The organism is Marisediminitalea lipolytica (assembly GCF_001758465.1).
GTDB classification, from domain to species: Bacteria; Pseudomonadota; Gammaproteobacteria; order Enterobacterales; family Alteromonadaceae; genus Alteromonas; species Alteromonas lipolytica.
In genome coordinates this window covers 193,696-219,045 of sequence record NZ_MJIC01000004.1, presented here as the reverse complement: position 1 = coordinate 219,045, position 25,350 = coordinate 193,696, and the positions used below count along the sequence as shown (strand labels likewise).

General features: G+C 47.9%; 26 protein-coding genes. 6 read left to right on the top strand and 20 right to left on the bottom strand.

Annotated features, from left to right (window positions below; genetic code table 11):
• Positions 1–2: 2 nt before the first annotated feature.
• The 10 genes from tolA to aspS form a co-directional block, all read right to left on the bottom strand.
• On the bottom strand, positions 3–785 hold the full coding sequence (gene tolA, locus BFC17_RS02610) for a cell envelope integrity protein TolA (protein ID WP_070174900.1): 783 nt from the start codon (positions 783–785) through the stop codon (positions 3–5).
• 15 nt (positions 786–800) lie between these two features.
• Positions 801–1,223: a protein TolR gene (gene tolR, locus BFC17_RS02605; protein WP_070174899.1), complete on the bottom strand. Its 423-nt coding sequence runs from the start codon at positions 1,221–1,223 to the stop codon at positions 801–803.
• A 27-nt stretch (positions 1,224–1,250) separates the two neighbouring features.
• Entirely contained in the window at positions 1,251–1,934 is a 684-nt protein-coding gene (gene tolQ, locus BFC17_RS02600; RefSeq protein ID WP_070174898.1) for a protein TolQ, read from the bottom strand.
• On the bottom strand, positions 1,924–2,325 hold the full coding sequence (gene ybgC, locus BFC17_RS02595) for a tol-pal system-associated acyl-CoA thioesterase (RefSeq protein ID WP_070174955.1): 402 nt from the start codon (positions 2,323–2,325) through the stop codon (positions 1,924–1,926). The genes tolQ and ybgC overlap by 11 nt, the downstream gene beginning before the upstream one ends.
• Before the next feature lie 472 nt (positions 2,326–2,797).
• Positions 2,798–2,983, bottom strand: a complete 186-nt coding sequence (locus tag BFC17_RS02590) for a YgaP family membrane protein (protein WP_070174897.1) — start codon at positions 2,981–2,983, stop codon at positions 2,798–2,800.
• A gap of 124 nt (positions 2,984–3,107) precedes the next feature.
• Positions 3,108–4,112 carry a Holliday junction branch migration DNA helicase RuvB gene (gene ruvB, locus BFC17_RS02585; protein WP_070174896.1) on the bottom strand — a complete coding sequence of 335 codons (1,005 nt, stop codon included), beginning with the start codon at positions 4,110–4,112 and terminating at the stop codon, positions 3,108–3,110.
• Between the two features lie 54 nt (positions 4,113–4,166).
• Positions 4,167–4,799 (bottom strand): Holliday junction branch migration protein RuvA, encoded by a 633-nt coding sequence (gene ruvA / locus BFC17_RS02580; RefSeq protein WP_070174895.1) that lies wholly within the window; start codon positions 4,797–4,799, stop codon positions 4,167–4,169.
• Positions 4,800–4,839: 40 nt separating this feature from the next.
• Positions 4,840–5,361: a crossover junction endodeoxyribonuclease RuvC gene (ruvC, locus tag BFC17_RS02575; protein ID WP_070174894.1), complete on the bottom strand. Its 522-nt coding sequence runs from the start codon at positions 5,359–5,361 to the stop codon at positions 4,840–4,842.
• Entirely contained in the window at positions 5,358–5,798 is a 441-nt protein-coding gene (nudB, locus tag BFC17_RS02570; RefSeq protein ID WP_070174893.1) for a dihydroneopterin triphosphate diphosphatase, read from the bottom strand. The genes ruvC and nudB overlap by 4 nt, the downstream gene beginning before the upstream one ends.
• The gene (gene aspS, locus BFC17_RS02565; protein ID WP_070174892.1) at positions 5,798–7,561 is read right to left on the bottom strand and encodes an aspartate--tRNA ligase; all 1,764 of its coding nucleotides are present in this window, start codon (positions 7,559–7,561) and stop codon (positions 5,798–5,800) included. The genes nudB and aspS overlap by 1 nt, the downstream gene beginning before the upstream one ends.
• Positions 7,562–7,755: 194 nt before the next feature.
• Here aspS and BFC17_RS02560 point away from each other — a divergent pair, with 194 nt between their 5' ends.
• Positions 7,756–8,640 (top strand): DUF72 domain-containing protein, encoded by an 885-nt coding sequence (locus BFC17_RS02560; RefSeq protein WP_070174891.1) that lies wholly within the window; start codon positions 7,756–7,758, stop codon positions 8,638–8,640.
• Here the strand turns inward: BFC17_RS02560 and BFC17_RS02555 are convergent.
• From BFC17_RS02555 to BFC17_RS02540, 4 genes are read right to left on the bottom strand one after another with little or no spacing between them, the layout of a single operon-like run.
• Entirely contained in the window at positions 8,637–9,977 is a 1,341-nt protein-coding gene (locus tag BFC17_RS02555; protein WP_070174890.1) for a sigma 54-interacting transcriptional regulator, read from the bottom strand. The two genes, BFC17_RS02560 and BFC17_RS02555, sit on opposite strands and share 4 nt — an antisense overlap.
• The gene (locus BFC17_RS02550) at positions 9,974–10,555 is read right to left on the bottom strand and encodes a hypothetical protein (protein ID WP_070174889.1); all 582 of its coding nucleotides are present in this window, start codon (positions 10,553–10,555) and stop codon (positions 9,974–9,976) included. Before BFC17_RS02550 ends, BFC17_RS02555 begins: the two co-directional genes overlap by 4 nt.
• 2 nt (positions 10,556–10,557) lie before the next feature.
• Positions 10,558–12,015, bottom strand: coding sequence for a sensor histidine kinase (locus tag BFC17_RS02545; RefSeq protein ID WP_229680963.1), 1,458 nt, complete (start codon positions 12,013–12,015; stop codon positions 10,558–10,560).
• Positions 12,016–12,069: 54 nt separating this feature from the next.
• Positions 12,070–12,318 (bottom strand): EF-hand domain-containing protein, encoded by a 249-nt coding sequence (locus tag BFC17_RS02540; protein ID WP_083271547.1) that lies wholly within the window; start codon positions 12,316–12,318, stop codon positions 12,070–12,072.
• Between the two features lie 293 nt (positions 12,319–12,611).
• On the opposite strand from BFC17_RS02540, the gene BFC17_RS02535 reads away from it, so the two are divergent.
• Both BFC17_RS02535 and BFC17_RS02530 read left to right on the top strand, forming a co-directional pair.
• The gene (locus BFC17_RS02535; RefSeq protein WP_083271535.1) at positions 12,612–13,820 is read left to right on the top strand and encodes a TonB-dependent receptor; all 1,209 of its coding nucleotides are present in this window, start codon (positions 12,612–12,614) and stop codon (positions 13,818–13,820) included.
• The gene (locus BFC17_RS02530; protein ID WP_139141977.1) at positions 13,820–14,245 is read left to right on the top strand and encodes a hypothetical protein; all 426 of its coding nucleotides are present in this window, start codon (positions 13,820–13,822) and stop codon (positions 14,243–14,245) included. Before BFC17_RS02535 ends, BFC17_RS02530 begins: the two co-directional genes overlap by 1 nt.
• 169 nt (positions 14,246–14,414) lie before the next feature.
• Here the strand turns inward: BFC17_RS02530 and BFC17_RS02525 are convergent, their stop codons facing one another.
• The 4 genes from BFC17_RS02525 to BFC17_RS02510 all read right to left on the bottom strand — a co-directional run bounded on the left by BFC17_RS02525 (position 14,415) and on the right by BFC17_RS02510 (position 19,042).
• On the bottom strand, positions 14,415–16,484 hold the full coding sequence (locus BFC17_RS02525; RefSeq protein ID WP_070174887.1) for a putative bifunctional diguanylate cyclase/phosphodiesterase: 2,070 nt from the start codon (positions 16,482–16,484) through the stop codon (positions 14,415–14,417).
• 24 nt (positions 16,485–16,508) lie between these two features.
• Positions 16,509–16,946: a tellurite resistance TerB family protein gene (locus tag BFC17_RS02520; RefSeq protein ID WP_070174886.1), complete on the bottom strand. Its 438-nt coding sequence runs from the start codon at positions 16,944–16,946 to the stop codon at positions 16,509–16,511.
• A gap of 89 nt (positions 16,947–17,035) precedes the next feature.
• A complete protein-coding gene (locus BFC17_RS02515) occupies positions 17,036–18,721 on the bottom strand; it encodes an ATP-binding SpoIIE family protein phosphatase (protein WP_070174885.1) in 1,686 nt (561 codons plus the stop codon).
• Between the two features lie 18 nt (positions 18,722–18,739).
• Positions 18,740–19,042 carry an STAS domain-containing protein gene (locus tag BFC17_RS02510; RefSeq protein WP_070174884.1) on the bottom strand — a complete coding sequence of 101 codons (303 nt, stop codon included), beginning with the start codon at positions 19,040–19,042 and terminating at the stop codon, positions 18,740–18,742.
• Between the two features lie 129 nt (positions 19,043–19,171).
• Here BFC17_RS02510 and BFC17_RS02505 point away from each other — a divergent pair, with 129 nt between their 5' ends.
• From BFC17_RS02505 to pheA, 3 genes are all read left to right on the top strand, one after another.
• Complete coding sequence (locus BFC17_RS02505) at positions 19,172–19,498, top strand: SUI1 family translation initiation factor (protein ID WP_070174883.1); 327 nt, start codon at positions 19,172–19,174, stop codon at positions 19,496–19,498.
• A gap of 51 nt (positions 19,499–19,549) precedes the next feature.
• Positions 19,550–20,350, top strand: a complete 801-nt coding sequence (locus BFC17_RS02500) for a response regulator (protein ID WP_070174882.1) — start codon at positions 19,550–19,552, stop codon at positions 20,348–20,350.
• Between the two features lie 214 nt (positions 20,351–20,564).
• Positions 20,565–21,752, top strand: a complete 1,188-nt coding sequence (pheA, locus tag BFC17_RS02495; protein WP_070174881.1) for a prephenate dehydratase — start codon at positions 20,565–20,567, stop codon at positions 21,750–21,752.
• A gap of 43 nt (positions 21,753–21,795) precedes the next feature.
• Here the strand turns inward: pheA and BFC17_RS02490 are convergent, their stop codons facing one another.
• Both BFC17_RS02490 and tyrA read right to left on the bottom strand, forming a co-directional pair.
• A complete protein-coding gene (locus BFC17_RS02490) occupies positions 21,796–24,120 on the bottom strand; it encodes a methyl-accepting chemotaxis protein (protein ID WP_070174880.1) in 2,325 nt (774 codons plus the stop codon).
• A 72-nt stretch (positions 24,121–24,192) separates the two neighbouring features.
• Positions 24,193–25,350 carry a bifunctional chorismate mutase/prephenate dehydrogenase gene (gene tyrA / locus BFC17_RS02485; RefSeq protein ID WP_070174879.1) on the bottom strand — a complete coding sequence of 386 codons (1,158 nt, stop codon included), beginning with the start codon at positions 25,348–25,350 and terminating at the stop codon, positions 24,193–24,195.

Genomic DNA, 25,350 nt, shown 5'->3' with positions numbered 1-25,350 from the left:
CTTTACAACTCCACCTTTAAATCAATGTCTTTGAGTTCTTCGTAAACCGCTGGGTCGTCCGACATTGGCAATGTCTCTGCCCGTCTTACAGCACTCTCTGCTGCCCGGCACAACGCGGGGTCACCGTCTACGATATTCACTTGAGAAACAAAACCGGTAGTAGCCAGTTTTAATTTCAGTCGACAACTTTTACCTTTAAAGTCAGCATTCAGGTAACGCATGATCGTTTGTTGAATCATTATCTGATAGCGTTCTACTTCTGACAACACTTGCTGACGTCGCTGTTGTTGCATGGCAGCCTGCTCTTTTGCCAACTGCTCTTGCATAATTCTTTCCATTTCGGCGCGCTCTTTCGCTTCTTTGGCTTTTTGCGCTGCTTCGGCTTTTTCGGCCGCTTCCCGCTCTTTTCTTTCACGGGCTTTTTGTTCAGCTAAACGGCGCAGTTCAGACTGGCGTTTTGCCTCTGCGGCCGCTTTGGCTTTTTCTTCCCTGGCCTTACGTGCAGCTGCTTCACGCCGTTTGCGGTCTTCAGCTGCTTTTTTCTTACGTTGTTCTTCTGCCCTCGCCTGAGCTTCGGCCTGTGCCTTTGCCCTGGCTTTCGCTTGCTGCTGATCGTAAATTGCCTGCGCATCTATAAAGGTGGCTTTAATCACCGGCGCGGGCGTGCTGTTAGCCAGCGGCATCACTGGCGCCGATGAAAAACTGACGCTGATTAGCAACACTATCACAAGGAGAAGGTGTAACCCCAGTGATTTTATTAATGCTGATTTATCCGCTTGTGTCACGTTCGGTGCCTGTGGTTACTTTTCAACCGGGTCGGTCATCAGACCCACCGAAGGTACACCGGCTTTCTGCAGTAACACCATTAGCTGAATAACTTCATTGTAGGCAACCTGACCATCCCCCTTAACCACCACCGGCGTATCAGGGCTTTGCTTTAACTGTGCCTGCACCAGTGCGGTCATTTCTTCTTCGTCAACGGCCTGTTCCTGGTTATCGCCTAAGTTAAGGTAGTAATTCCCTTTGATATCGACCGACGCAATAATCGGCGGCTTGTCTTCCTGTTCAATGGGCTGGGCGCTCGCCTTTGGCAAGTCAACTTTTACCCCTTGCGAAATAAGCGGCGCGGTTACCATAAAAATGATCAACAGCACCAGCATCACATCGATGTAAGGCACAACGTTGATTTCTGATACCGGGCGACGGCGTTTACGCACATACATAGCGTTATCTCCTGTTAAACGAGGATGTTATGCGCTTTGCTGCGACGCATGGGCCTGACGCTGCAGGATAGCTGAAAACTCTTCCATAAAGTTTACGTAGCTGTTTTCCAGCTTTTCCACCTGGTGACTAAAGCGGTTGTAGGCAATTACCGCAGGAATGGCGGCAAACAAACCAATAGCGGTGGCGATAAGTGCTTCAGCAATACCCGGCGCGACCATGGATAAGGTGGCTTGCTGCACTTCACCCAGGGCAATAAACGCGTTCATGATACCCCAAACAGTACCAAACAAACCAATGTAGGGACTAATCGACCCTGCCGTTGCTAAAAAGGATAACCGACTTTCCAGACTATCCACTTCCCGGGACAACGCCACGCGCATTGCACGGTAAGTGCCATCAACAACAATATTAGGGTTGGTATTACTTTTACGCAGGCGCACAAATTCTTTAAAGCCGGCGCAAAAGATATGCCCCATACCGCTAACCTGTTCTTCGGCGGAAAGATTTTGATAAAGGCGGTTAAGATCGGCGCCAGACCAAAAATCGTCCTCGAAATTTTTCATTTCATTGCGCGCACCACTTAAGGCTTTCTGGCGCTGAAAAATAAACGCCCAGGAGGCAATGGAAACGCTGATGAGTAACATCATCACCAGTTGAACAACAAAGCTTGCTTGTAGAAACAGGCCAATAAAAGTTAAATCAGATGACACGCGAAAATTCCCCTAACATTGCCTCAGGTATCCGACGTGGCCGCATGTTGGCCAAATCGACACAGGCGATTTTTGCTTGCACAGTAACCAGTAAATTCTCATCCTGTGCATTTATAATATCTTGTTTAAATGTCATGCTAGCGCCCTTCAATTCTACAATGTGGGAGTGAATACTCAACATTTGATTGAAGCGAGCAGGCGCATTATTGTGCATTTCAACGTGTTTGACGACGAAGGCGATGTTTTGTTCCAAAAAAACATCCTGCTCAAAGCCCAGTTCTCTTAACCATTCGGTTCGGGCCCGCTCGGCAAATTTCAGATAATTGGCGTAATAAACAATGCCACCCGCGTCGGTATCTTCGTAATAGACCCGTATATTGAGTTTATGCACCGGCACAGCTCTCCTTCTTAATTATCGCGATATGGTAGGTAAAAGGCTGAGGAGTGTCCAGAGCAGGACTAATTCAAGACCAAATAAATGTATCGCTAGACAAACTAAGCCCGGGATTGGCCAACTGACATAAAAGCTTAATATTACAGGCCTATGACAGCAAAAATAGCAGATTAACAACTCATTTACAGATTAGTTTTTCTAATTCAAAATCAAAATTATTCTCAATTGTCGACGGTCTGAATTTGTCTATAATGCACACCATCAAGTCGACAGATGAATGAGTTCTCGATTTATTGCCTGTTAGACATGAGTTCCCTGGATTTTTTCCTTCAACACTTGTTGTTCTCAGCCCGCTTCATTGAAGCGGGTTTTTTTTTGCCTGTTTTTCAGCAAGTCACAACACAATCCAGTGCCAAAGGCCAGTACCAGCAAGGGCTGGCAGCAATACGTCAGCCGGGATTGGCTTGCGTTATTCTTTTTTGTGGGAAGAAATCCCAAAAGGCAGGTAAAGCGGGCAAAAGTTAATAATACCGGTCAGCAGCAAAACAACGCCAATAACGCCCCACCAGGACTGGTAGTAAACACCGGCAGAAATAATCAGTAGTCCCAGCACTACTCTGGCGACTTTATCGATACCACCTACATTTGCAATCATGAGTTATCCTTTATTGAAGGGACATTGCCTTATAATAATAACTACTCTGAAAGCTCAAATATTGATTAGAATCAGTTCTGCTAAAGGTATCTCGGTTTGTTAGCGCAAAGCCGGTTGCTTAGCGCTAACCATCAATCTGAAAACCCAGGTGCAGGTAGGCGCGTTGGGTGGCAATACGTCCACGCGGGGTGCGTTGCAAAAAGCCTTGTTGGATAAGGAAAGGCTCAATAACGTCTTCGATGGTTTCTTTTTCTTCGCCGATAGCCGCAGCAAGGTTATCCAGGCCTACCGGACCGCCATCAAACTTTTCGATAATGGCGTTAAGCAGTTTACGGTCCATGTAGTCAAAGCCTTCTTTATCTACATCCAGCATATCCAGGGCGGCAGCCGCCACATCCCCGTTTACGGTGCCATCTGACTTTATTTCAGCATAGTCGCGAACCCGGCGAAGTAAACGGTTAGCTATACGCGGAGTGCCTCGGGAACGTTTAGCCACTTCAAATGCGCCGCTGCCGTCCATTTCGAGATTCAGGTAGTGTGCACTGCGCGCCACGATATCGGTGAGATCTTTCACTGAGTAATATTCCAGGCGTTGCACAATACCAAAGCGGTCGCGCAGAGGTGACGTTAACGAACCGGCGCGGGTGGTTGCGCCCACCAGAGTGAAGGGCGGTAAATCCAGCTTTATAGAGCGTGCTGCCGGCCCCTCGCCTATCATGATATCCAGCTGATAGTCTTCCATCGCCGGATACAGGATTTCCTCGACAACCGGGCTTAACCGATGGATTTCATCAATAAACAACACATCATTGCGTTCCAGGTTGGTTAGCAGTGCAGCTAAATCACCGGCTTTTTCCAATACTGGCCCCGATGTGGTTTTAATATTCACGCCCATTTCGTTGGCCACAATATTGGCCAGTGTGGTTTTACCCAGTCCCGGGGGGCCGAATATTAATAAATGATCGAGGGCATCCTCGCGGCGACGAGCGGCCTCGATGAATATTTCCATCTGATCGCACACATGCTGTTGGCCGGTATAGTCCTGCAACAATTTAGGACGAATAGCGCGGTCAATAACGGCATCATCATCACTTTCAGTGGCGGAAATTAAGCGATCAGCTTCAATCATTTATTTGTCTCTCTGTCACTGCTAAGCATAATCTGCTTAGCCTCTGTAGCGTTATTATAACGCTGCTTTCAGGGCCTGACGGATCAGCGCTTCGCTGTCCATACCGTCTTGATACACTGCATTAACCATCTTACTGGCCTGTGGCGGCTTATAGCCTAATGCCACCAGTGCACTCATGGCCTCTTCCTTTACGTCACTTAAGGCGACTATGGCATTTTCACCGCCGTTATCCGGCCCCGCACCAGCCAGCAACTCACTGCCCGTGGATTCCAGGTTCCTGGTAAATTTGGCCAGACGATCACGCAGTTCGACCACTAAACGTTCTGCGGTCTTTTTGCCAATGCCCGGCAAATTGGTCAGCGATGCGACATCTTCGTGTTGCACAACCTGCAAAAATTGTTTGGCTGACATGCCGGATAAAATCGCCAGACCCAGTTTTGGGCCAACACCATTGGCTTTGATAAGCTCGCGGAATAACCCCCGCTCCAACTTATCGGCAAAACCAAACAGTAGCTGGGCATCCTCACGCACTACAAAGTGGGTGTACAGAGTGCAGGTTTCACCTACTGCGGGTAACTGATAAAAACTGGTCATGGGCAGTTGGAGTTCATAACCTACTCCACCGACATCCACCAACACATCCGGCGGTGCCTTTTCCAGTAACTGGCCGTGAATACGTCCGATCATTTTATTGTTTTACTCCGTTATGTGCTTATAGTGCACTGGCCTATCGCAAACGACCTCTTACGGTTTTGCGCGCTTGCCCGGCCAATTTAATCAGGTTTTGTTCACTGTGGGCGTGACACAAAGCCACGGCTAGCGCATCAGCGGCATCGGCCTGCGGCGTGCCGGACAACCCCAGCAGGTGCTTCACCATATGCTGCACCTGGGTTTTATCAGCACCACCAGTGCCCACCACGGCCTGTTTAATTTGCCTGGCCGAATATTCCGATACGCTCAAACTGGCCTGGGTGGCGGCAATCATCGCTGCGCCACGGGCATGACCAAGCTTTAGGGCCGAATCCGGATTGCGGGCTAAAAACACTTGCTCAATAGCCAGACATTCCGGTTTAAACTGCGCAATTAATTCGCCGACACCCACAAAAATTTTGTCCAGGCGCGGTGCCAGCGGCTTGTCGGTTAAACGAATACAGCCACTGGCTATGTAACTTAATTTACCCTGATGACGGCGGATAATACCATAGCCGGTTACCCGGGAACCTGGATCTATACCCAGTATTACCATTATTTTGTCTCAGGTACAAATGCCAGAATGGCAGCTTGATTAGAAGGTGACCAGACACGCTCTGCAGCAACGGATTTTTCGACCCATTGATAGGCAGAATGCTCGGTTAAAATGATGGGCGACTGACTGCTGATTTGACTGACAAACACGTACTCGGTATTCACAAAGGAGTCCGGTGGATAGCGATAGCGCCATTCCGGGCGGATCTCGTACTGATTAATGTGCTGGCAGTCAATAATAGCGCCAGATTCCGGCGCCATAATCACGCCGGTTTCTTCGGCAACTTCACGGTATGCCGTAGCAATGGGCAACTCGCCTGCTTCAATGGTGCCCGTGACAGATTGCCAGAACTGGGCATCATCGTTTCGCTGCATAATCAGCACCTGATTGTGCTCATTGTAAAGCACAACCAGGACTGATTCAGGACGCTTATAAGCCATTACTCAGCGTCTTTTTTCACTGTTGCAATGGCCAGCTCAGCCAGTTGTTGTGGATTCGCCGGGCTTGGCGCATCCGTCAGCGGACAAGCTGCTGTAGTGGTTTTCGGGAAGGCCATCACGTCACGGATAGACGTTGCACCGGTCATCAGCATCACCAGACGGTCAAGACCAAAGGCTAAGCCCGCATGCGGTGGTGCACCATAACGCAGGGCCTCCAGCAGGAAGCCAAACTTAAGCTCGGCTTCTTCTTTGTCGATACCCAGGATACTGAAAACGGTTGATTGCATGGTCTGGTCGTGAATACGTACCGAACCACCACCTAATTCTACCCCGTTCAACACCATATCATAGGCATCAGACAACGCGGTCGCCGGTGTTTCAGCCAGCTGCTCAGGGGTTAAATTACGCGGCGCAGTGAAGGGATGATGCAGTGCATGTAGCTGACCATCGGCTTCTTCAAACATTGGGAAGTCAACCACCCACAGCGGACGCCATTCACCTTCCAGCAGTTCAAAGTCTTCACCCAGTTTAAGACGCAGTGCGCCCATGGCTTCGGTAACAACGGTGGCGTTATCGGCACCAAACAGCAGGATATCACCGTCTTCGGCACCAGTGCGACTAAGAATTTCGTCAACGATTTCAGCCGTCAGGAACTTAAGGATCGGCGATTGCAAACCGTCAAGGCCGTTGGCCTTTTCGTTTACTTTTACCCACGCCAGACCTTTGGCACCGTAGATGCCTACAAACTTGGTGTACTCGTCGATTTGTTTACGTGAAAGTGACGCACCGCCTGGTACGCGGATTACAGCAACACGCCCTTTCGGATCGTTGGCCGGGCCACTGAATACTTTAAAATCTACACCAGCCAGCAAATCAGCAACGTCGGTCAGTTCCAGCGGATTACGCAGGTCGGGCTTATCGCTGCCGTAACGCTGCATGGCTTCGGCGTAAGTCATACGCGGGAAGTCACCCAGGTCAACATCCAGCATTTGCTTGAATAAATCGCGGATAAGACCTTCGGTGATGGCCATTACGCCATCGGCACCTAAAAAGGTGGTTTCGATATCGATTTGGGTAAATTCTGGCTGGCGGTCAGCACGTAAATCTTCGTCACGGAAGCATTTTACGATCTGGTAGTAACGGTCCATGCCAGACATCATCAGCAGCTGTTTAAATAACTGTGGCGATTGCGGCAGTGCGAAAAACTCACCTTTGTGTGTACGGCTGGGTACCAGATAATCGCGGGCACCTTCCGGTGTCGCTTTGGTCAGGATTGGGGTTTCGATATCCAGAAAACCCTCGCCTTCCAGATAACGACGAACCGCTGCAGTCACCTTTGCACGGAACTGCAACTTGTTGCTCATTACCGGGCGACGCAGATCCAGATAACGGTAGCGCAGACGCTGTTCTTCGGAGTTTTCCTGATTCCAGTCCAGCGGTAATACCGCAGACTTATTAAAAATTTCCAGCCCGGTACCTAAAATTTCAACTTCACCGGTGGCCATTTGCTTATTCACCTGGCCTTCCGGACGAGCACGCACCGTGCCGGTTAATTTGATGCAAAATTCAGCACGCAGGGTATTTGCCAGCGCCTGTACTTCGGGTAAATCAGGGTCAAATACTACCTGCACCAGACCTTCACGGTCGCGCAGATCAATAAAAATCAGGCCGCCTAAGTCGCGACGTTTGTTTACCCAGCCACACAGTGTGACTTCTTGTCCAATATAAGATGCGTTAATTTTCCCACAGTAATCTGTGCGCATGGTCTTCGACCCCTAGTTACTTTGTTAGCTTCTTTTTCATTGAGCGTTGTTGCGCTGGTTGGCTCGCAGTGTCTGCGTGACATACCGGATTATCGCTTTACCTGTTTTACTGGCATTGGGATAATGCATCGCAATCGCGTCTTTATGATTTAATTTAAGGCCGCATAGTATAAACAAATGCTACCCAAAGCCCAATGACAAATATCCACTCTGCGACCACATTAGCGCCGGTTTTTATCGGCTTGCCCCTATGGCAGCACAATAGCTGGCCAAAACGCTGGTTCGGACATGCAGCAAAGCGTCAGTTAGCGGATTATTCTCTGCAACTAAACAGTGTGGAGGGCAATACTACCTTTTATCATTTGCCTGGCGAATCAGTGGTAGATAACTGGGCGGCGATAACACCGGCGGATTTTCGCTTTACCTTCAAATTTCATGGCGATATCAGCCACAAGGCAAGCTTGCGGCACTGCGATGCCATGGTTACACAACAGCTGAACCTGCTGGCCCGGCTTGAACATAAGCTGGGGCAACTCATGCTGCAGTTACCCGCCAGTTTTGGTCCGGCACAACTGCCTCTGCTGGAAGGGTTTATACAAAAACTGCCAGCAGATTTCAGCTACGGGGTAGAAGTAAGGCATCCGGACTTTTTCGCTAAAGGCGAGGCAGAAAAATTGCTTAACCGATTGCTGATGGCACATGGTGTCAATCGTGTGATTATGGACACCAGAGCATTATTTACCGGCGACGTGGATAATACGGTGACCGCAGAAGTACGCACCAAAAAGCCGCGGGTGCCGGTAAATGTTATTGCGACGGCGAATCAGCCAGTTATGCGATTTGTAGGTAATAATAATGATGAGGATAATGCCCGCTGTTTGCAGCCCTGGGTGGCAAAATGCCACCAATGGCGGGAACAGGGAAAAACCAGCTATTTATTTTTTCATCGTCCGGACAATCAGGATGCGCCCTGGCTGGCTCAGCAGTTTATTGAGTTATACAACTTAAGGTTTCCACAAAGTGCGTTGCCGGAACTGACGTTCGCGCCCGCCCCGGCAACTCAAAATAGTTTGTTCTAACGGAAGTCGCCCGCATCCAGATTGTGCTTTTTCATTAGCTTATGCATGTCGGTACGATTGCGTCCGGCCAGCTCTGCTGCCCGGGTAACGTTTCCGTCGGTCATTTTAAGCAGCTTGAACAGGTACTTTTGCTCGAAGGCATCCCGGGCCTCGGTTAATGTTGGCCAGCTTTGTCGGGTTGCCGATAAGGCCTGCTCCACTAAATGTAAGGGAACAACCGGTGTCTGGGTTAATGCAACGCACTGCTCTACCACATTCACCAACTGGCGAACGTTGCCCGGCCAGTCGCTTTTAACCAGCAGTTGCATGGCATCTTCAGAAAACTGAGTTACCTTAACGCCATGGCGTTCGGCACTTTGTTTTAACAAACTGCGCGCCAGTAGCGGAATGTCTTCGCTGCGTTGTTTTAAGGCCGGCAGTTTTAAATTAACTACGTTTAAACGGTAGAACAAATCCTCACGGAAACTACCCTCTTCCATTTCCTTATGCAGATCCTTGTGGGTAGCTGAAATCACCCGTACATCAATATCTACGGATTTACTGCTGCCCACCGGGCGGATCTGGCGTTCTTGTAACGCGCGCAGTAACTTAACCTGCAACGTCATTGGCATATCGCCAATTTCATCTAAAAACAGGGTACCGCCATGGGCTTCACGAAATAACCCCTGATTAGCGGTAACAGCACCGGTAAAAGCGCCTTTTACGTGACCAAACAGTTCAGATTCGAGCAGATTCTCGGGTAAGGCGCCGCAGTTAATTGCCACAAACGGATAACCCGCCCGATCGCTGGCGCGATGGATAGCGTTAGCCAGCAACTCTTTACCAGTGCCGCTGGCACCGGTTACCAACACACTAACTTCCCGTTTGGCGATGCGATAAGCCTGATCCAGCACGTGCAGCATCTCGGGTGAACGGGTAATAATTTCCTTGCACCACTCCCCCGGCTCGGCCGCTTTTGAATGTTGCAGGGCTTTACCCAGCAGCTCCCGCAGTTTGTCGTGATCTACCGGCTTGGTTAAAAAGCCAAACACACCACGCTGAGTCGCCTCAACGGCATCCGAAATCGTGCCATGGGCGGTCATCAGTATCACCGGAATATCTGAGCGGATAGCCATAATTTCTTCAAACAAGCTTAACCCATCTAACCCCGGCATACGTAAATCGCTCAGTACCAAGTCAAAGGTACCGGTGTTGATTTTCTTCAGCGCTGCCTGGCCGTCTTCCACTGCGGTGACCTGAAAACCTTCGCTTTGCAGGCGAATAGTCATTAAGCGTAATAAACTCTGGTCGTCGTCAACCAAAAGAATATGGGATGGCTGCTTTGCATTGTCACTCACTGCTGCGTCTCCTCTTCCTGACTCATCAGGTTTGATTCGATTTTGAGTAATGCCTCAAGCTGGGCTTTTAACTCGCTAATTTGTTGTTCCTGGGCTTCAATGGTTTTGTCCTGGCCATTATTCACTTTGCTTAACAAAGTTATGGCGGATTCAAACTCCAGCATATGTTCACTGGGCTTTTGAATGATGGCGCTCAGGCGCTGCTGATTTGCTTCGGTTAACGCCGGTAGTAATTGCTCAAACCAATGTTGCGCCCGCAGTCTGGCTTTGTAAGGCGTATTCACCGGCTGGGATAAAATCACCTTTTGCAACAGCGCGTCTGGGGTATCGTTTAATTGCTCGATTAACGACTCACGCTTAGGCCAGCCCATCTGTTCTACCTGAGCCCAGTAATCCAGCCAAAAACTTAACTCACAGCGCGCCGGATCCAGGTTATCTGAAGCAGTAAAAATACAATCAGCCACACTGACCTGAGGTTGAGGCTGAGTCACGGTTAATTCTGTTTTGTCTTCCTTGGCTGGCGTTAACGTACAGCCAGTCAGTAATAAAGCTGCGCTTATTGCAGCATATTGTCTCATTGTTATTGTTCTTCCTGCTGTGGGATTGCCACCCGAAAACAAACTTCGGCGTAATCCACGTCTGTCACACTCACCTCACCGTGCATGATCCGCGCACAATCAGCCACAATAGACAGTCCAAGACCGGTTCCTATCACGTTGTCATTACGCGCCCCTTCACCACGCACAAAGGGTTCAAATAAGTTACTTATTTTTTCTTCCGGTATTTTTTTACCGTGATTAGCCACCTCGATAAAAGCGGTTTGGTTCTCCAGTGAGACCCGAATATAAATTGTTTGGTTCAACGACCCGTGTGCTACCGCGTTAGACAATAAGTTATCCAGAATACGACGCAGCAACTCGGCGTCTGCACTAATGGTTTTTGCCTCTATACTGACCGACAGGTTATGGTTTTGCAGTGCCAGTTGATAATCTTCGATGCACTGATTTACCATCTCTTCCACGTTCACTGATGTGAACGTTGCCTGCGCCTGTTGCAGCAAAATATTGTAATCGAGCAACTTTTCAATCAACGTATTCAGACGCGTTGTGCTGCTGGTCAGTAAACTCATTACCTCTTGTTGCGGCTCAGTCAGCTTGCCTACCGTTCCGTCGCTAAGCAGCGCGCAACCTTCTTTAATGCTGGCCAGCGGTGTTTTTAATTCATGCGCGGCATGTCGTAACAACGCTGTTCGGATATTTTCCAGCTGGGCCAGGCGCTCACCCAGCCAGTGCAAATCTTTTTCAACGCCCACCAGTTCTTTCGGCGCCCGGGTCGACAGCGGTGGTAACCGGCCTTGCTGACGAGCCAGCATCCGAATAATCAGTTTTAACTTACGAACCGGATTGATCACCAGTTGACTGCCAAGCAGGATCAGGCCAAAGGAGACAGATACTAACAGGGCACTTAACCAGGTTTGCCGGGCCTGCATGGCAGCGACATCCTGCTGTTGCTGAATTAACCGGCTTTCGATAGCCTCGTCCACGCTGTCGTGAACATCTGTCAGCGACTGGCGCAAACTGGCCAGAACCGGTATCAACTGGGCTTCAGAAGCAAATGCTGTATTGGCTTGTAGTCCTGCAAAGACGGCTTTAACCGACTCACACCCCTGCACGGTGACTTTGGCAAAGCACAAAGCAGTATATCGTTCACCAAACCTGTCCAGTGCGTTACTGACCAGGTTTTCCGCCGCGTCATTCTTTACAATCTGAAACTGACGCAGCGAACGCTCCAGCACCACACTGGCACTTTCCAGCTGTTGCACATTAGAGACAAGCCCGGCGATCTGTTGTGTTTCGTCAATCGTCATGCGGGTGAGACGGGTGAGGTCCGTATGGCTTTGCCAAAGCAATGCAACCAGCGGCATTAATGCCACCAAAAAGCTACCCAGAATAAGTTGACGTAATGAACCCAGACGCAAAAGCGAACCACTCTCAATTAAATGTGACGCAAGCATCGCATAGCGCTGAGTATTCGACAATGTGTTAACGCCTATTTACCTAATTCCACAGACTAACTGACTCGCCCTGCCTGGTTAGACCGAAATTTCCAGCACTTCGCGGCCATAGTCAGAACTAATCAACTCGGCTTCGCTAATCTTACCGTCTTCGTTAATGTCTATTTCGCCGAACTCTCTGAGTAAATCCGTATTCTTTACTGCTTCACGCAGCGTAATGTAACCATCTTCATCGGAATCCATTTTGGCCATAAATTCCTGACTGGTTGGAATGGCTGCTGCAGAAAAGGTTGTTAATGCTGCTACTGCAATAATTAAAGTACGCATAATCGTCTCCGCTGACGGCAGGCCTGAAAGCGGCATGCCTGGTTTACTGTAATAGAGCAGGACTCGTACCAATTCCATAAAAACCATACATTTCAGCAATATAGCCAAAAACAGATTATTCGAGCATCTCTTTTCACTCTGAAAATGTTGCAATTAGGTAACAGTTTTACAAACCCGGGCACGCCTTTTAATTTGCTAAATTTGATCTGGCTGTTTGGATTTAAAAAAAAATCAACCCAAACTTGAGAAAAGACCCGGTGTGGATTAACTTTAAGCTATGTTAAGTTTGGTAAATGAAGATGTTGAAAAAACATTTATCTCCTTTTTTACTGGCAGCAAGCGCTGCCTGCTGTAGTGCGCCGTCTGTAACCTGGGCTAATTCAGACTCAGATTTTCAAATTTCCGGTTTTGGCCGCTTAGTAGCGGGCTACCTCGACACCGGTGACGCTGCTTATCTCGATTATTCCGATAAAGTTACCTTTGACAGCCAAAGCCTGGCGGCACTGCAGGTTGATTGGCAGGTTATCGACAAAGTGAGTGTCACTGCGCAGTTACTGGCCCACAGTAATGACGCAAAGGACTCTGGTATCGAATGGCTTTACCTCACCTACCACATCAACGATGACTGGCAGTTGCGGGTTGGCAAACAACGTACGCCTTTTTTCAACTATTCAGATGTGCGCAACGTAGGGTTTGCCTATCACTGGATTAATCTGCCCCAGCAGTTGTATAACGGCGTGTTATTTCCTACTTACGAAGGAATCAACTTAAATTACCGCTTTGGTAACGATGAAATTCAGGGGTCTGTTGAAACCTATTGGGGCAGCTATAACGACAGTTATGAAATCGCCGAAACCCAAATCAAACCGGATGTATCCAATCTCCACGGTATAATTGGGCGGTTACAGCGCCAAAACCTGCGCTTCTCGCTGGCATTCCACCGGGGCGATATTGATGTCGCGCTGGACGAACTCACAGCGTTCAGTAATATCCTGCGCTCTGCCGGGTACGGTGTATCTGCAGATTCACTGTCCCCTGTGGGCAAAGTCGAAGTCCTTACCACCAGCCTTGGCTATCATAGTTTTGATTATTTTGCCGAAGCTGAAATTATGAAATTGGCAGGTGAACCCACTGCCTTTCCTGACATGATTGGAGGCTATATTTCGGCCGGTATTTACAGCCCGCCTATGACCTATCACGTCACACTGGCAAGTTCTTCCGTAACTTACGATAAGCCGGTAAACGAAATACCGCTGGGCCTTAGCCCAGAACTGGACCAGCTTTATTACGGTTATGACTCTGTTTACCAACGCTTTAAGAGAGACTCACTAAATAGCCTGGCCGTAGGCGTACGCTATGACTTTAGCGCTAACTTTGCCCTCAAAGCGGATGTATCCCTGTTAAGAGGACAAGGAAAACAACGCGCTTTCTTTGAAGTAAAGAATGAGCAGTTTGATAATACTGCTACTCTTTATCAGCTGGCAGTGGAGTGGGTATTCTGATGAAACGCTTACTTCTGCTTACCTTGCTACTGATACAGCCTTTGATGACTGAAGCGAAATCCGATGATCACATTATGGTGATCATTAATAAGTCATCGGATATCGAACAACTAAGTAAATCCCAGGTGAAAAACATATTTATGGGAACAGTTTCCGTAGACAATATTGTCCCGCTGGGATTGCCCCCGGGTGAAGTAGCCCGCTCAATCTTTAATGTTCGGGTAATTGGCCTGACAGAATCAAGAATTCGTTCCTACTGGGCACAAATGCGGTTTAGTGGCCGCCTGAAAGAACCAGATAACGCGTCAGGCATTGATGACTTAATTATCAATATTCGTTCGGCCAGCAATACCATTGGGTATGTTCCTGAAAATACGCCCCTGCCCGATGACATCAAGGTTGTCTTCCGCTCTTCTGAACAATAATCATAACGGGTCGGGTAGTGCCTGCCCCGTTGTATTAGTTGCATCACCTTATCTTTAATACAGCGCTCACAGCAGCCGCTGCACAGCAATACCTAATTGTTTTAATCTATTCATAGTAAGAGGGTTGTCTGGTACCTGGCTTTATCACCAAGTACTGCCGGGAGCTTTATTAACTAGCTTGTCGATGACAGTGTGGCTGCGCTTTAATATCGGCGAGCTGACGGGGTTTACTGAATAAATAGCCTTGTACTGTATCGCAGCCCAAAGAGTTGAGATATTCCCACTGCGAATGGGTTTCCACCCCTTCAGCACAAATCTTCAGCGACAAACGCTTAGCCAGATCAATAATAGAAATGGTTACAACCCTGCAGCGCTCGGAAGTGTCGAGCTCCATAACAAACTGACGATCGATTTTCAGGGTATCAATGGTAATTTGGGTCAGATAACTGAGTGACGAATACCCAGTGCCAAAATCATCAAGTGCGATAGTGCAACCCAGGTTATGCAGGCGCTTAAATAAGTTTTCGCTGCTGCTGAAATTATCCAGATAGGCTGACTCTGTCACTTCAAACTCGACATTTTCAGGATTAACTCCGTAAGACTTAAATGCATTGTAGATCCAGTCAAATAAGTCGCTGTGACGCAGGTCGTGGACTGACAAGTTAATAGCTACCCGTATCTTAGGAGAATAAATGTCGATTAGTTCTGCCAGCTCTTTACTTGCCTGGTTTAAGACCCATTGGGTAATTGCGGTAATTTTACCCGCTTGTTCGGCAACCAGAATAAACTCCGAGGGCATGACCGCCCCTAACTCCGGATGGAACCAACGGATCAGGGCCTCCAGCGAATCTATCTCGCCCTGTTGATTAATTTTAGGCTGATAATAGAGGCAAAACTGGTTGTTTTCGATAGCCGCTTCAATGCTGTTGGCTATCATAATCTTACGTTTATGAGATTCCGACATCTCAGGGTTAAAGATAGTATAAACCCCGCGCCCTTTGGCTTTAGAACGGTACATTGCTAAATCTGCATTACTGACCAGCTGACTAAGGTCATAACCCGCTTCTTTGGCTTTAGCGACACCAATACTCACACCAACTTTAAGGGACAAACCTTTCAACTTGAAGGGTTCGATAAATGCCGACAGAACACGCTCAGATACCGTCGCCATGTTAAGTTCGGTAACATCACGATCAGGTATAATTAAAAACTCATCGCCCCCCAGACGAGCCAGAATATCGCCGTCCCGCAGAATAGCTTTGACCCTCTCTGCCACTTCAATGAGGATCATATCCCCGGTTTCATGACCGAGGGAGTCATTGATCCCTTTAAAACCATCCAGGTCAAAATACATCAGGATTAAATCACCATCAGAGCGCCGGGCGCGAGCCAGTTCAATACGAATGGTGTCCATAACAAACTGGCGGTTGGGCAAACCGGTCAGGCTGTCGAAATTCGCCAGCCGGGTCATGGTTACCTGCTGCTCCATCAGTGTTTGAGTTTGCTGCTGGTTAATCGACAGTTCTTCTTCGATGGTCGCCATCAAGCGGTTAATGTGTTCACCAAGTCGCTTGATTTCTGAGGTTCCTTTAACGTCGTGTCGCGCAGAGTAATCCTTGGTATCAATTACCATTTGGGTAAAACGAGACAGAACTTCAAGTGGCTTAAATGAACGACGCAGCACAGCCAGCGAAACAAAAATAGTGAACGCTAGTAACAGTATCACCCAGGGAGTGGTTCGAAAGATTAACGACCGTCGGCTTTCCGCCAGACTGGAGTTAAGGTCATTCACTATCAGTAAATAACCCACCGGAAAAGCCTGTTCACCAATTCGTTCGAGATTGAACAGTTTACCGTTGTCGATATTTATACCCATGTCATAAACAGTGGGGTCTGCATAGGAATCTAAAGGCTGGTCATCTTTGAGGCGGGCACCGCGCCCAAAATAATTTTCTACCGGGTTAAATTCGTTATCGTAAATGGTGGCGTTAATCACATTATTGTACGGCTCAAGACGAAGTAACACGATACTCAGAGCAAAGTTGTCCCGCTCTTCCCTTTCCATATAGGGCACCAGGTCATTGGCCATATTACGAGTAAGCGCGAACAGGTTGTTTTTCTGCGCTTCCAGAAACAGTTCTTCATGTTCAGCAACGGCGAGCCAGAGCACCCAGGCTGATGATGTCATAACAACAAGGCTCAGGATCACCGCCATCGTTGTTCGAATACTACTGAACATTCTTATCTCACCAATTGGTCATTGTCACGCGGAACCCGCGTCCAGTTTAGTTTTTATAAAACTACTGTGAGGAATATACAATAAATCTGCGATCTTCCGAATGATATATTCCTCGTCAGGACTTAGCGTAGAATCAGCAAACGCTATTTCCCATAACCCTTTCATCACCTGTTCTTTGCCTTGGGCACTCATTCCTTTGTTTAAGGCTTTGGTAAACTGTACAAGATCTACCGCCTCTTCTGAACGTTTTTCCCCCACCCTGACGATATTTTCGACGTCTTCTTCAGTCAGATCAAAATTTTGCCGGATTAATTCTCTAAGTTTAGCTAATTCTCGCTCATCAGAAAGACTATCTGCTCTTACCACTTCGCTTAATAATGCTGCCGTAGCAATTTCAAGCTGATGTGGTGCGGGCTCGTCCTTGGGAGACGCACTAAAAAATTGCAGAATTGATTTCAACATACATACCTCACTTCACCATTGTCACTTATTCGCAGATAGTATGACAATGCCACCTTTGGATAACTCAATGGTTAATCCTGTGTTTTATATCATTCAACCTTATTTGAGGCAGACGCATCTGTTAAGGCGGGCTGTAAAGACATCCTCACGGTAATGCATTTACCGTGGTCATCGATGTGTAAGGACTGACAAAGCTCTTTTATGAGCACAAAACCCCGGCCGTGTGGGACATTATCGTCCTCCGTCAGGCTGTCGGGTGCAAAACCCGGTCCGCTATCCTCCAGGCTAATCTCAAGCACGTTCTCGGGCATAATACGTCGCAGGGTCAGCCAGATATCGCCTTGTTCCAGCGACTCAAGTTTTTGCTGACGTAGCTGGTAGTACTTTATAAAGCCGTCCGGTTCATCTTTTAACGACGAGGAAAGGCCCAGAATACCATGCTCGATAGAATTATTTACAAGCTCAGTAATCACCGTAAAAAATTCCGATCGAATAGCCGCAAGCCCCTGAATGCTATGAACGATGGAGACAATCTGTTCGATCAACTGGCTATCTTTAATATGTGTGACGGTAAGGTGAAATGACAAATCAAAAGGCACTGGCGTAATAGTGTGTACCGGCACGTTAAAGTTAAACGGCTGGCTTTGAAATAACACGATGGTAATGTCGTCTTCGGCAGCCGCACCAGCCCGGTATAATTCCGCTTTATCCACCAGTAACTGCGCATTAACCGAGGCGCGTTGGGTGAACCACTTCTCCACCCCCTCCTCGCCCAACATGCCATATTCTGCATGCTGACTTTCCATCAGACCATCGGTATAAAAGAGTACGGTATCACCACTTTCGATTTCAAAGTTTTGGGTATCATTTTCAAATTCGTAGTCTTCGAGAATACCCAGTGGCATGTGCTGCGAATCAATCAGTAAACGAATTTGCTGATCCGGGGTTTTAACCGCAACCCGGGGTAAGCCGCCTCCCCACAGGGTAAAGTTTTTACCGTTGGGATAAATCTCGACGATATTCGCCACACAAAAAATATCTGCTGGCAGTAAACTAACCAAAAGTCGGTTAAGGCGAGTCGCCATTTCACCCACGGCTAATCCCCTGTGTGACATCACCGAAAATAACTGCGCCACAGGAATTGCGCCAATAGCCGACGCGAGTCCGTGACCGGTAAAATCACCTATAAAAAGATATACCCCGCCAGCCGGACTTTTCTCACACAAAAATAAGTCACCGTTAAACTGCGCTTCAGGCTGGGTATAAAAGTCAAAATACGCCGCCGCTTCAGCATTCTGACCGATGGCATTATCAAAGATGTGTTCTACTATCCGGTGATTACGTTCAACCTCTAACTGGAAGTACGTTAGCGAACGATTTTTATCGATGATTTCCAGACTTAAATTGCGGGTCCGTTCATGGGCTTTTAATTTGGCGTGCAGAATTATTTTTTCGAAAGGTTTGGAAATAAAGTCATCACCACCGCTTTCCAGACATCTCACCAGACTTTGTTCATCATCCAGACTGGTGATAAATAAAATGGGCAGGTGGCAATCAGGCGACGTTGCTTTAATTTGCGGCGCAGCGTCAATACCGGACATGCCCGGCATTATAACGTCAAGCAGCACGATATCCGGATGATGAGTGCTGGCCTGTTCGATAGCCTGCAAGCCATTGTCTGCCTCGATAAAATCGTTATAGCCCACTTCTTTCAGCATCTCCCGCAACATTATGCGGTTAATTTCTTCATCATCGACAATAAGGATTTTGACCATTCGAATGCACTTACCCGCTTACTGAATATCAAACTTTTTGTTAAAGCGGGAGATCTGCAAAATACGGGCTATCTGTGGCCGGGCATTGATAATCCGGTAGGTTAGCTGTCTGTCAGCCAGGCTTTTTTGCATATTCAGCAGCATACCCAGGGCAGAACTGTCCATATATTCGGTTGCCGCCAAATCAATATCTATCTGTTTTATTCCCTCATCCAATTCCTCATAAGAATTACGAAAATCGATCACCAGAGAAAAATCAAACCGTTCTCCAACATGAATGATGAAAACTGACTCGTTAACGACTTCGCTTTTTATGCTCATTTGTGCTCCCACTCACTAGTTGCGTTTGCTACTATTACTCTAGCAATGCATAAATTTATCCACGATAGAATATTGAAACTACATCACTATCTCTGAGTGTAGTTCAGAATTAGAGAGTTACAGCAAAGTATGCAAGATTCCAGACTGGTTTACAGCACCGATGGCGGACGAATTGATCAAACTGAACAGGCAGCCGATGTCCGTTCGGTAAATAAAGACGGCATAGCGCGGATCCAACGGGAAACCAAGGGACGTAAAGGAAAAGGGGTATCCATTATCACGGGGCTCGATTCCAGCGCTGATGAACTAAAAGCGTTGTGCACGGTATTAAAGAAAAAATGCGGCTGCGGTGGCGCTGTTAAAGCCGGCACTATCGAATTACAATCAGATGCCCGGGATAAAATCCAGCAGGTGCTGGCGCAGCAGGGTATTAAGTCAAAGCTGGCCGGAGGCTAACGCCCGGCAAATCAAAAATAATAATCAGAATAAACAACTACGAGAACCTGAATGGAAAAGTTATCAATCTCTGACCTGAATATTGTATTAGTGGAGCCCTCTGATACGCAGCGAAAGATTATTGCCGGCATGTTAACTCAAGAACATGTTAAACAGATAGACGCAGTATCCAATATCAGCGAAGCGAAAAATCTGGTTGAGTTACACGGCGCCGACCTGATTGTAAGTGCCATGTATTTTGAAGATGGTACTGCCATTGATTTGCTAAAATTTACTAAAGAAAGCTCAACCTTTAAGCATATTCCTTTTATGCTGGTTTCCAGTGAATCCCGTACCAGCAAGCTGGAAGAATTTAAACAGGCCGGCGTGGCAGCGATTCTGCCCAAGCCGTTCGAAACCATTCACTTGCACAGAGCCCTTAAAGCCAGTGTGGATTCGTTAAATGCCGATGAGCTGGAACTTGATTTATTCGATGTGCACGAGGTACGCGTATTATTGGTTGATGACAGTAAACTGGCGAGAAATCATATTCGCCGGGTACTGGAAGGCATGGGATTGCAAAAGATTAAAGAAGCAGAAAACGGTGCTATGGCACTGACGCTGATTAAGGACGAGCCTTTTGATTTAGTCGTAACAGACTACAACATGCCGGAAATGGACGGACGGGAGCTTTCGGAGTTTATCCGCTTTAACCCTGAAACCTCGCATATTCCAATCATTATGGTAACGTCGGAAGCGGCCAACAGCATGCATATGGCCAATATCCAGCAAACCGGCGTTAATGCCCTGTGCGATAAACCCTTCGAGCCTGCTGAAGTAAGAGCCATGCTGGTGGCACTTTTGAGTGACTAATCACTGTCAAGCCAGGCCCCGACAAATTTACTTGTTGGGCCGTAAAAATGGGTTGACAGTATCACACTGACGAAATAAAGTACCGGGATGAAAATATCTATCATCGCTCGCTTCTTCGTGTTTATCACCTTCATCTGAGGGAGGAAGCATTGCGCGTGCGAATAAACCTCCCAACGGGAGGTTTTTTTTTGCCTGAAGTAATAAGAGAGAACTTATGTCTGCCCCTGAACTAGATCAAATCAGAGAGCGCATCACTGCGCTGGATAGCGAGTTATTAGCCTTGCTATCAGAACGTCGCGGCCTGACCAATCAGGTTGCCGAAACTAAAATTAAGCATCATATCCCGGTGCGCGATCAGGCCCGTGAAGAACAACTGCTTATCCGCCTTATCAAAGAGGGTCAGGAAAAAGGCCTTGATGCCCATTACATCACGCAGGTTTTTCATGTCATCATCGAAGACTCAGTACTGAATCAACAAGCAATGCTGGCTGAACGCGCTAACCCGGGCAGCGCCCTGCCCTTAAACCGCGTCGCGTTTTTAGGCGATCGTGGTTCTTACAGCTACCTGGCGACGCAAAAGTACTTCTCGCGCCGCCCTGGTGATTTATTAGAACTGGGCTGTCAGAGTTTCCGCGAGGTAGTAAGCAAAGTTGAAAACAACGAAGCTGACTACGCCGTATTACCGGTAGAAAATACGACTTCAGGCAGTATTAACGAAGTGTACGACCAACTGCAAAACACCGAACTGAGCATTATTGGCGAGCTGACTCACGCCATTAAGCACTCCTTGTTAGTTGCTAAAGACACTAACCTGTCGAACATCAAAACCCTGTACGCACATCCTCAGGTGTTTACTCAATGCAGCCACTTCCTCGCGGAGCTGGGCAATGTGGAAGTTAAAACCATGGATGCCACGTCTTCGGCCATGTTAAAGGTTAGCGAACTGAACCGTGATGATGTGGCGGCAATTGGCAGCGAGGCGGGCGGTAACCTGTATGGTTTGTTTGCCATAAAGTCCAACCTGGCCAACCAGAAAGAAAACCACAGCCGTTTTATTGTTGTAGCTAAACAGCCTGTAGTGGTGCCATTACAGGTACCGGCAAAAACAACCTTTGTTATGTCAACGGTGCAGAAACCAGGCGCTCTGGTAGAAGCTTTGCTGATATTAAAAGAAAACAACATCAATATGACCAAACTGGAGTCGCGCCCAATCCCAGGAAACCCGTGGGAAGAAATGTTCTACATTGACGTTGAAGGCAACACTCAGGATGGGCCGGTTCAAAATGCGATTAACCAACTCAAACGCATTACCCGCTACCTGAAAGTCCTGGGATGTTATCCCAGTGAGGAAATAAACCCCACCAAGGTCGCTGCCTCCAAAGCACTGACTGCGGGTAACTAACCCTTAACCGCCCTGCAGCTTTTGCCGCGGGGCGGTTTTGTTTTTATACCTTAAATCGTGACACCATAGACTGAGTGTGCGTGGCAATATTCGCCAGTTCCAGTGCAGCACTGCTAATTTGCGAAGCCCCCGAGCGAACCTCGGCAGCTAACGCATTCACGTTGTGTACACTGCCTAAAACCACCTGCGATGTTTGCTCCTGCTCCTCGGTAGCCTGGGAGACCAGATTAGCCATGGCCTGCACTTGCTCAATAGTCGCACTTAACTCTTTCATGGCTTTGGTCACCAGCTCTACCAGATGTATACCACCACTAGCAGCAGCTTCGGCTTTTTCCATGGCCTGCACCGACTGTTCCGAAGAAATATTCATTTTGTCGACCAAGCGGCCAATTTCTACCGTGCTCTGCTGAGACCGATTGGCCAGCGCACGTACTTCATCGGCAACTACTGAAAATCCGCGACCGGCTTCGCCTGCACGGGCAGCCTCGATGGCCGCATTAAGAGCCAGCAGATTGGTTTGATCAGCAATGCTGGTGATCACGTTAAGTAAGTCGGTAATTTGCCCAACTTCATTCTTTAAGGACGTTATCACGTGGGAAGAATCTTTAATTAACTTCACCAGCAACTGGATATTATCCGCAACGTAATCAGCCCTTTCCTGGTTTTCTGTCAGGCTGGCATTTGCTTCCACCCCGTGAGAACGACTCAGCGCCGTGGATCTTGCCACCTCAGCAACCGAGGCAGACAATTTAGAGATAGCCTGGTCGACCGTTTCAGTTTGTTTTACCTGTTCAATGGCATTTTGCTCAGACTGCTGGGTAACAGCGCTGAGCTCCTCTGCTGCGGAAGCAAGCGAGTCAGCATCGCCTTTAACCTGCGTAATGATGTTGCGAATTTGACCGATAAACTGGTTAAATGGCTCGATAATGCGGTTAATTTCCGGGATATTGGATTTTTCCAGCACAATGGTTAAGTTGCCTTCACCCGAAACCAGAGAGGAGCAGGCGTCACCCACTTTATTTAGCGGCCTGACTAATCGACCCGCCAGCCAGATGGCCAGAATGACTGCCACACCGGCAATAACGATGACCGCGACAAGAGTACCGCTCAGCAACTTATATTTTAACGATTCGGCCGCGGCTAACGCTTCATCCACATCTATTTCTGCCAGCACCGCATAGGGATAGTCGCCAATTTTAAGCATGGAATAAGAGGAAAACACCTCAACCCCACGATAGTCAGTAACCTGCTCAAAGCCTCTTTGGCCGTTAAGGGCTTTTTTAACTACCGTTGTCGCTACAGGCTGAATACCCACACTGGTACCAGACTGCTTAATTTGTTGGGCAACAGCGGGCAAATTGACTTTTACGGCCTTAAAGTAACCGTCAGGGTCCTCCAGAAAAAAGCGACTTTCGGTGACCAGCGTATTTTGAGAAGACACAATGTAAGTTTCGCCCGATGCGCCCAGACCAGATTCTTGCCAGGCTTTTCCGTGCGTCATAATGTCACTGATAACATCAAGTGGGATCTGATAAATCAGTACGGCAATGGTTTTGCCCGCATTGTTTACTATCGGTGAAGATACAAATCCGGCCATGGCATTGTAAGAAGGTAAATAGCTGTCCAGGCTGCTGTGCAGAACGTCCTGGGCGGAATCTGCCTGCAAAGCTTTATCGAAAGCCGCGGCAATACCTGTGTTCTGGTAAGGGCCGGTTTTTAAATTAGTAGCGAAATCCAGTTCTTTATAGACCGAGTAAACAATATTACCGGTGTTGGCATCGGCAATAAAAATATCGTAATAGCCATATTCTTTCAGAAAGGTGCGAAAATACCTGTGATATTGTTCATGCAGTATCGCGTAATCCGTGTCATTGCCGAGTTTGCTCAGGCTGTCTTTTTCGCCAATCGGAAAAGCCGAACCGGCGATAAAATCATACTGCAATGCTTTTGCCGTAGCGGGTAATGGCGTAACCAGGCTTGTGGCATCAGGCAAGGCCTGATTGTTACGTTGCTTATATAGGCCGGCAAAATCCTGAGTGTAATACTGATTAAGACTGGCAAGTTGAGTGGCACTTAAACTACCTCGCTGGTCGCTGTAAGCGGCATAAGCACGATTAAATGCAGCCGCGGCTTCAATAACCTGAGTCTCAGAGGACATAATGCGGATTTGGCTTTCGACGGTATGAATATAGCGCGCAATGGCATCACTGGTCTGGCGGTTTTCGATACTGAGCTTTTCTTCGGCAACGTTTGTCAACGCTTGCATGGATTCGCTCACACTAAGTTGCAGCGCCACGGTCGCCATAATTAAGATAGCTACCGTTACCAATGGGATAATAGTAAGAAGTAAACGCAGTTTAAGAGTCATGCAGAAAGTCCGTTAAAAATAACACCGTTTAGTCGTTTTTAACCAGTCTTCTGCTAGTTTACTTTTTGCTGTTCAGGCACCTGTCCTCAGCATTTGATCGTCATCAGCCTTAAGTAATAATCGTTTACTATCGACCAGACAGGTTTGTGCATAATCGCCAAACCATGCGCCAATTTCGTTAAACTGGCGGATAAATTCGGCTTTATCGCCCTTGTCCAAAATAGCCAGGGCTTCACCAAAACGTTGGTGGAAACGTTTTAATAATAAGAAATTTTCCGGATTATTAAAGATAATATCGGCATAAAGTGTAGGGGATTGAGCAAAAAGTCGTCCGACCATGGCCAGTTCCAGTCGATAGATCGGCGAACTTAACTGCGTTAACAGCGCGAGATTTGGATTTTCTCCAGCCAGATGAGCACCATAAACAAAGGTATTAAAGTGGCGCATAACCTGAATAAACGCCATGGCTTTGTCATGCTCTTCGGCGGTGACTTCAAACAATGTGGCTCCCCAGGTTTGCATTTGTGCGAGCAACCACTCGTACGCCTGTGGCTGACGGCCATGACATATCACCACCACCTGTTTGATCATACCGGGAGCATCGGGCCCAAACATTGGATGTAAACCCACAACTGGTCCCGGATGCACTTTCATCATCGCCTCAAGCGGCTTATCCTTGATACTGGTGATGTCGGCCAGAATACAATCTGACGGCAAGGTACTGAGTTTTTCGATAACGTCGACAGTCAAATTGATAGGCACAGAAACCAACACCAGGCTGGCCTCTTTAAACGCCTCATCGGCCCGGTGCCAATCGTCTTTTTCGAGCACATCAACCTTGTAGCCACTGCGCTCAAACAAACCCACAAAAACCTTACCCAGGGCACCGGCACCACCAATAATGACTACGCGTTTGATACCCGGGTTAATGCAGCGGTAACGGTTATTCTGAATATGATATGACTCACGCATGATTCTGCGCAGTAAATCTTCGACCAGCGATTCAGACACGCCGCACTCAGCAGCCTGATTTTTACGCTTTTCCAGCAGTTCAGCCTCGCGCTCCGGCACATAGATCGGCATGCCGGTTTTCGCTTTTACGTCACCTACTTTACTGGTTAGCGCCGCGCGTTTCGCCAGTAATTCGATGAGCTGACTATCCAGCTCATCGATTCCCCGGCGTAATTCATCCAGCTGGCGGGCAGACTGTTGCTGGTCGTTTTGAGACAT

Bases quoted from the DNA above. Each gene is read 5' to 3' on its own strand.
- BFC17_RS02515 (WP_070174885.1), bottom strand. From the start codon at position 18,721: ATGGTCAAAATCCTTATTGTCGATGATGAAGAAATTAACCGCATAATG.
- BFC17_RS02510 (WP_070174884.1), bottom strand. From the start codon at position 19,042: ATGAGCATAAAAAGCGAAGTCGTTAACGAGTCAGTTTTCATCATTCAT.
- BFC17_RS02590 (WP_070174897.1), bottom strand. From the start codon at position 2,983: ATGATTGCAAATGTAGGTGGTATCGATAAAGTCGCCAGAGTAGTGCTG.
- ruvA (WP_070174895.1), bottom strand. From the start codon at position 4,799: ATGATCGGACGTATTCACGGCCAGTTACTGGAAAAGGCACCGCCGGAT.
- pheA (WP_070174881.1), top strand. From the start codon at position 20,565: ATGTCTGCCCCTGAACTAGATCAAATCAGAGAGCGCATCACTGCGCTG.
- nudB (WP_070174893.1), bottom strand. From the start codon at position 5,798: ATGGCTTATAAGCGTCCTGAATCAGTCCTGGTTGTGCTTTACAATGAG.
- BFC17_RS02490 (WP_070174880.1), bottom strand. From the start codon at position 24,120: ATGACTCTTAAACTGCGTTTACTTCTTACTATTATCCCATTGGTAACG.
- BFC17_RS02560 (WP_070174891.1), top strand. From the start codon at position 7,756: ATGACAAATATCCACTCTGCGACCACATTAGCGCCGGTTTTTATCGGC.
- BFC17_RS02540 (WP_083271547.1), bottom strand. From the start codon at position 12,318: ATGCGTACTTTAATTATTGCAGTAGCAGCATTAACAACCTTTTCTGCA.
- BFC17_RS02550 (WP_070174889.1), bottom strand. From the start codon at position 10,555: ATGAGACAATATGCTGCAATAAGCGCAGCTTTATTACTGACTGGCTGT.
- BFC17_RS02500 (WP_070174882.1), top strand. From the start codon at position 19,550: ATGGAAAAGTTATCAATCTCTGACCTGAATATTGTATTAGTGGAGCCC.
- BFC17_RS02525 (WP_070174887.1), bottom strand. From the start codon at position 16,484: ATGTTCAGTAGTATTCGAACAACGATGGCGGTGATCCTGAGCCTTGTT.
- tolR (WP_070174899.1), bottom strand. From the start codon at position 1,223: ATGTATGTGCGTAAACGCCGTCGCCCGGTATCAGAAATCAACGTTGTG.
- aspS (WP_070174892.1), bottom strand. From the start codon at position 7,561: ATGCGCACAGATTACTGTGGGAAAATTAACGCATCTTATATTGGACAA.
- tyrA (WP_070174879.1), bottom strand. From the start codon at position 25,350: ATGTCTCAAAACGACCAGCAACAGTCTGCCCGCCAGCTGGATGAATTA.
- BFC17_RS02535 (WP_083271535.1), top strand. From the start codon at position 12,612: ATGAAGATGTTGAAAAAACATTTATCTCCTTTTTTACTGGCAGCAAGC.
- BFC17_RS02520 (WP_070174886.1), bottom strand. From the start codon at position 16,946: ATGTTGAAATCAATTCTGCAATTTTTTAGTGCGTCTCCCAAGGACGAG.
- ruvB (WP_070174896.1), bottom strand. From the start codon at position 4,112: ATGATTGAAGCTGATCGCTTAATTTCCGCCACTGAAAGTGATGATGAT.
- BFC17_RS02505 (WP_070174883.1), top strand. From the start codon at position 19,172: ATGCAAGATTCCAGACTGGTTTACAGCACCGATGGCGGACGAATTGAT.
- BFC17_RS02530 (WP_139141977.1), top strand. From the start codon at position 13,820: ATGAAACGCTTACTTCTGCTTACCTTGCTACTGATACAGCCTTTGATG.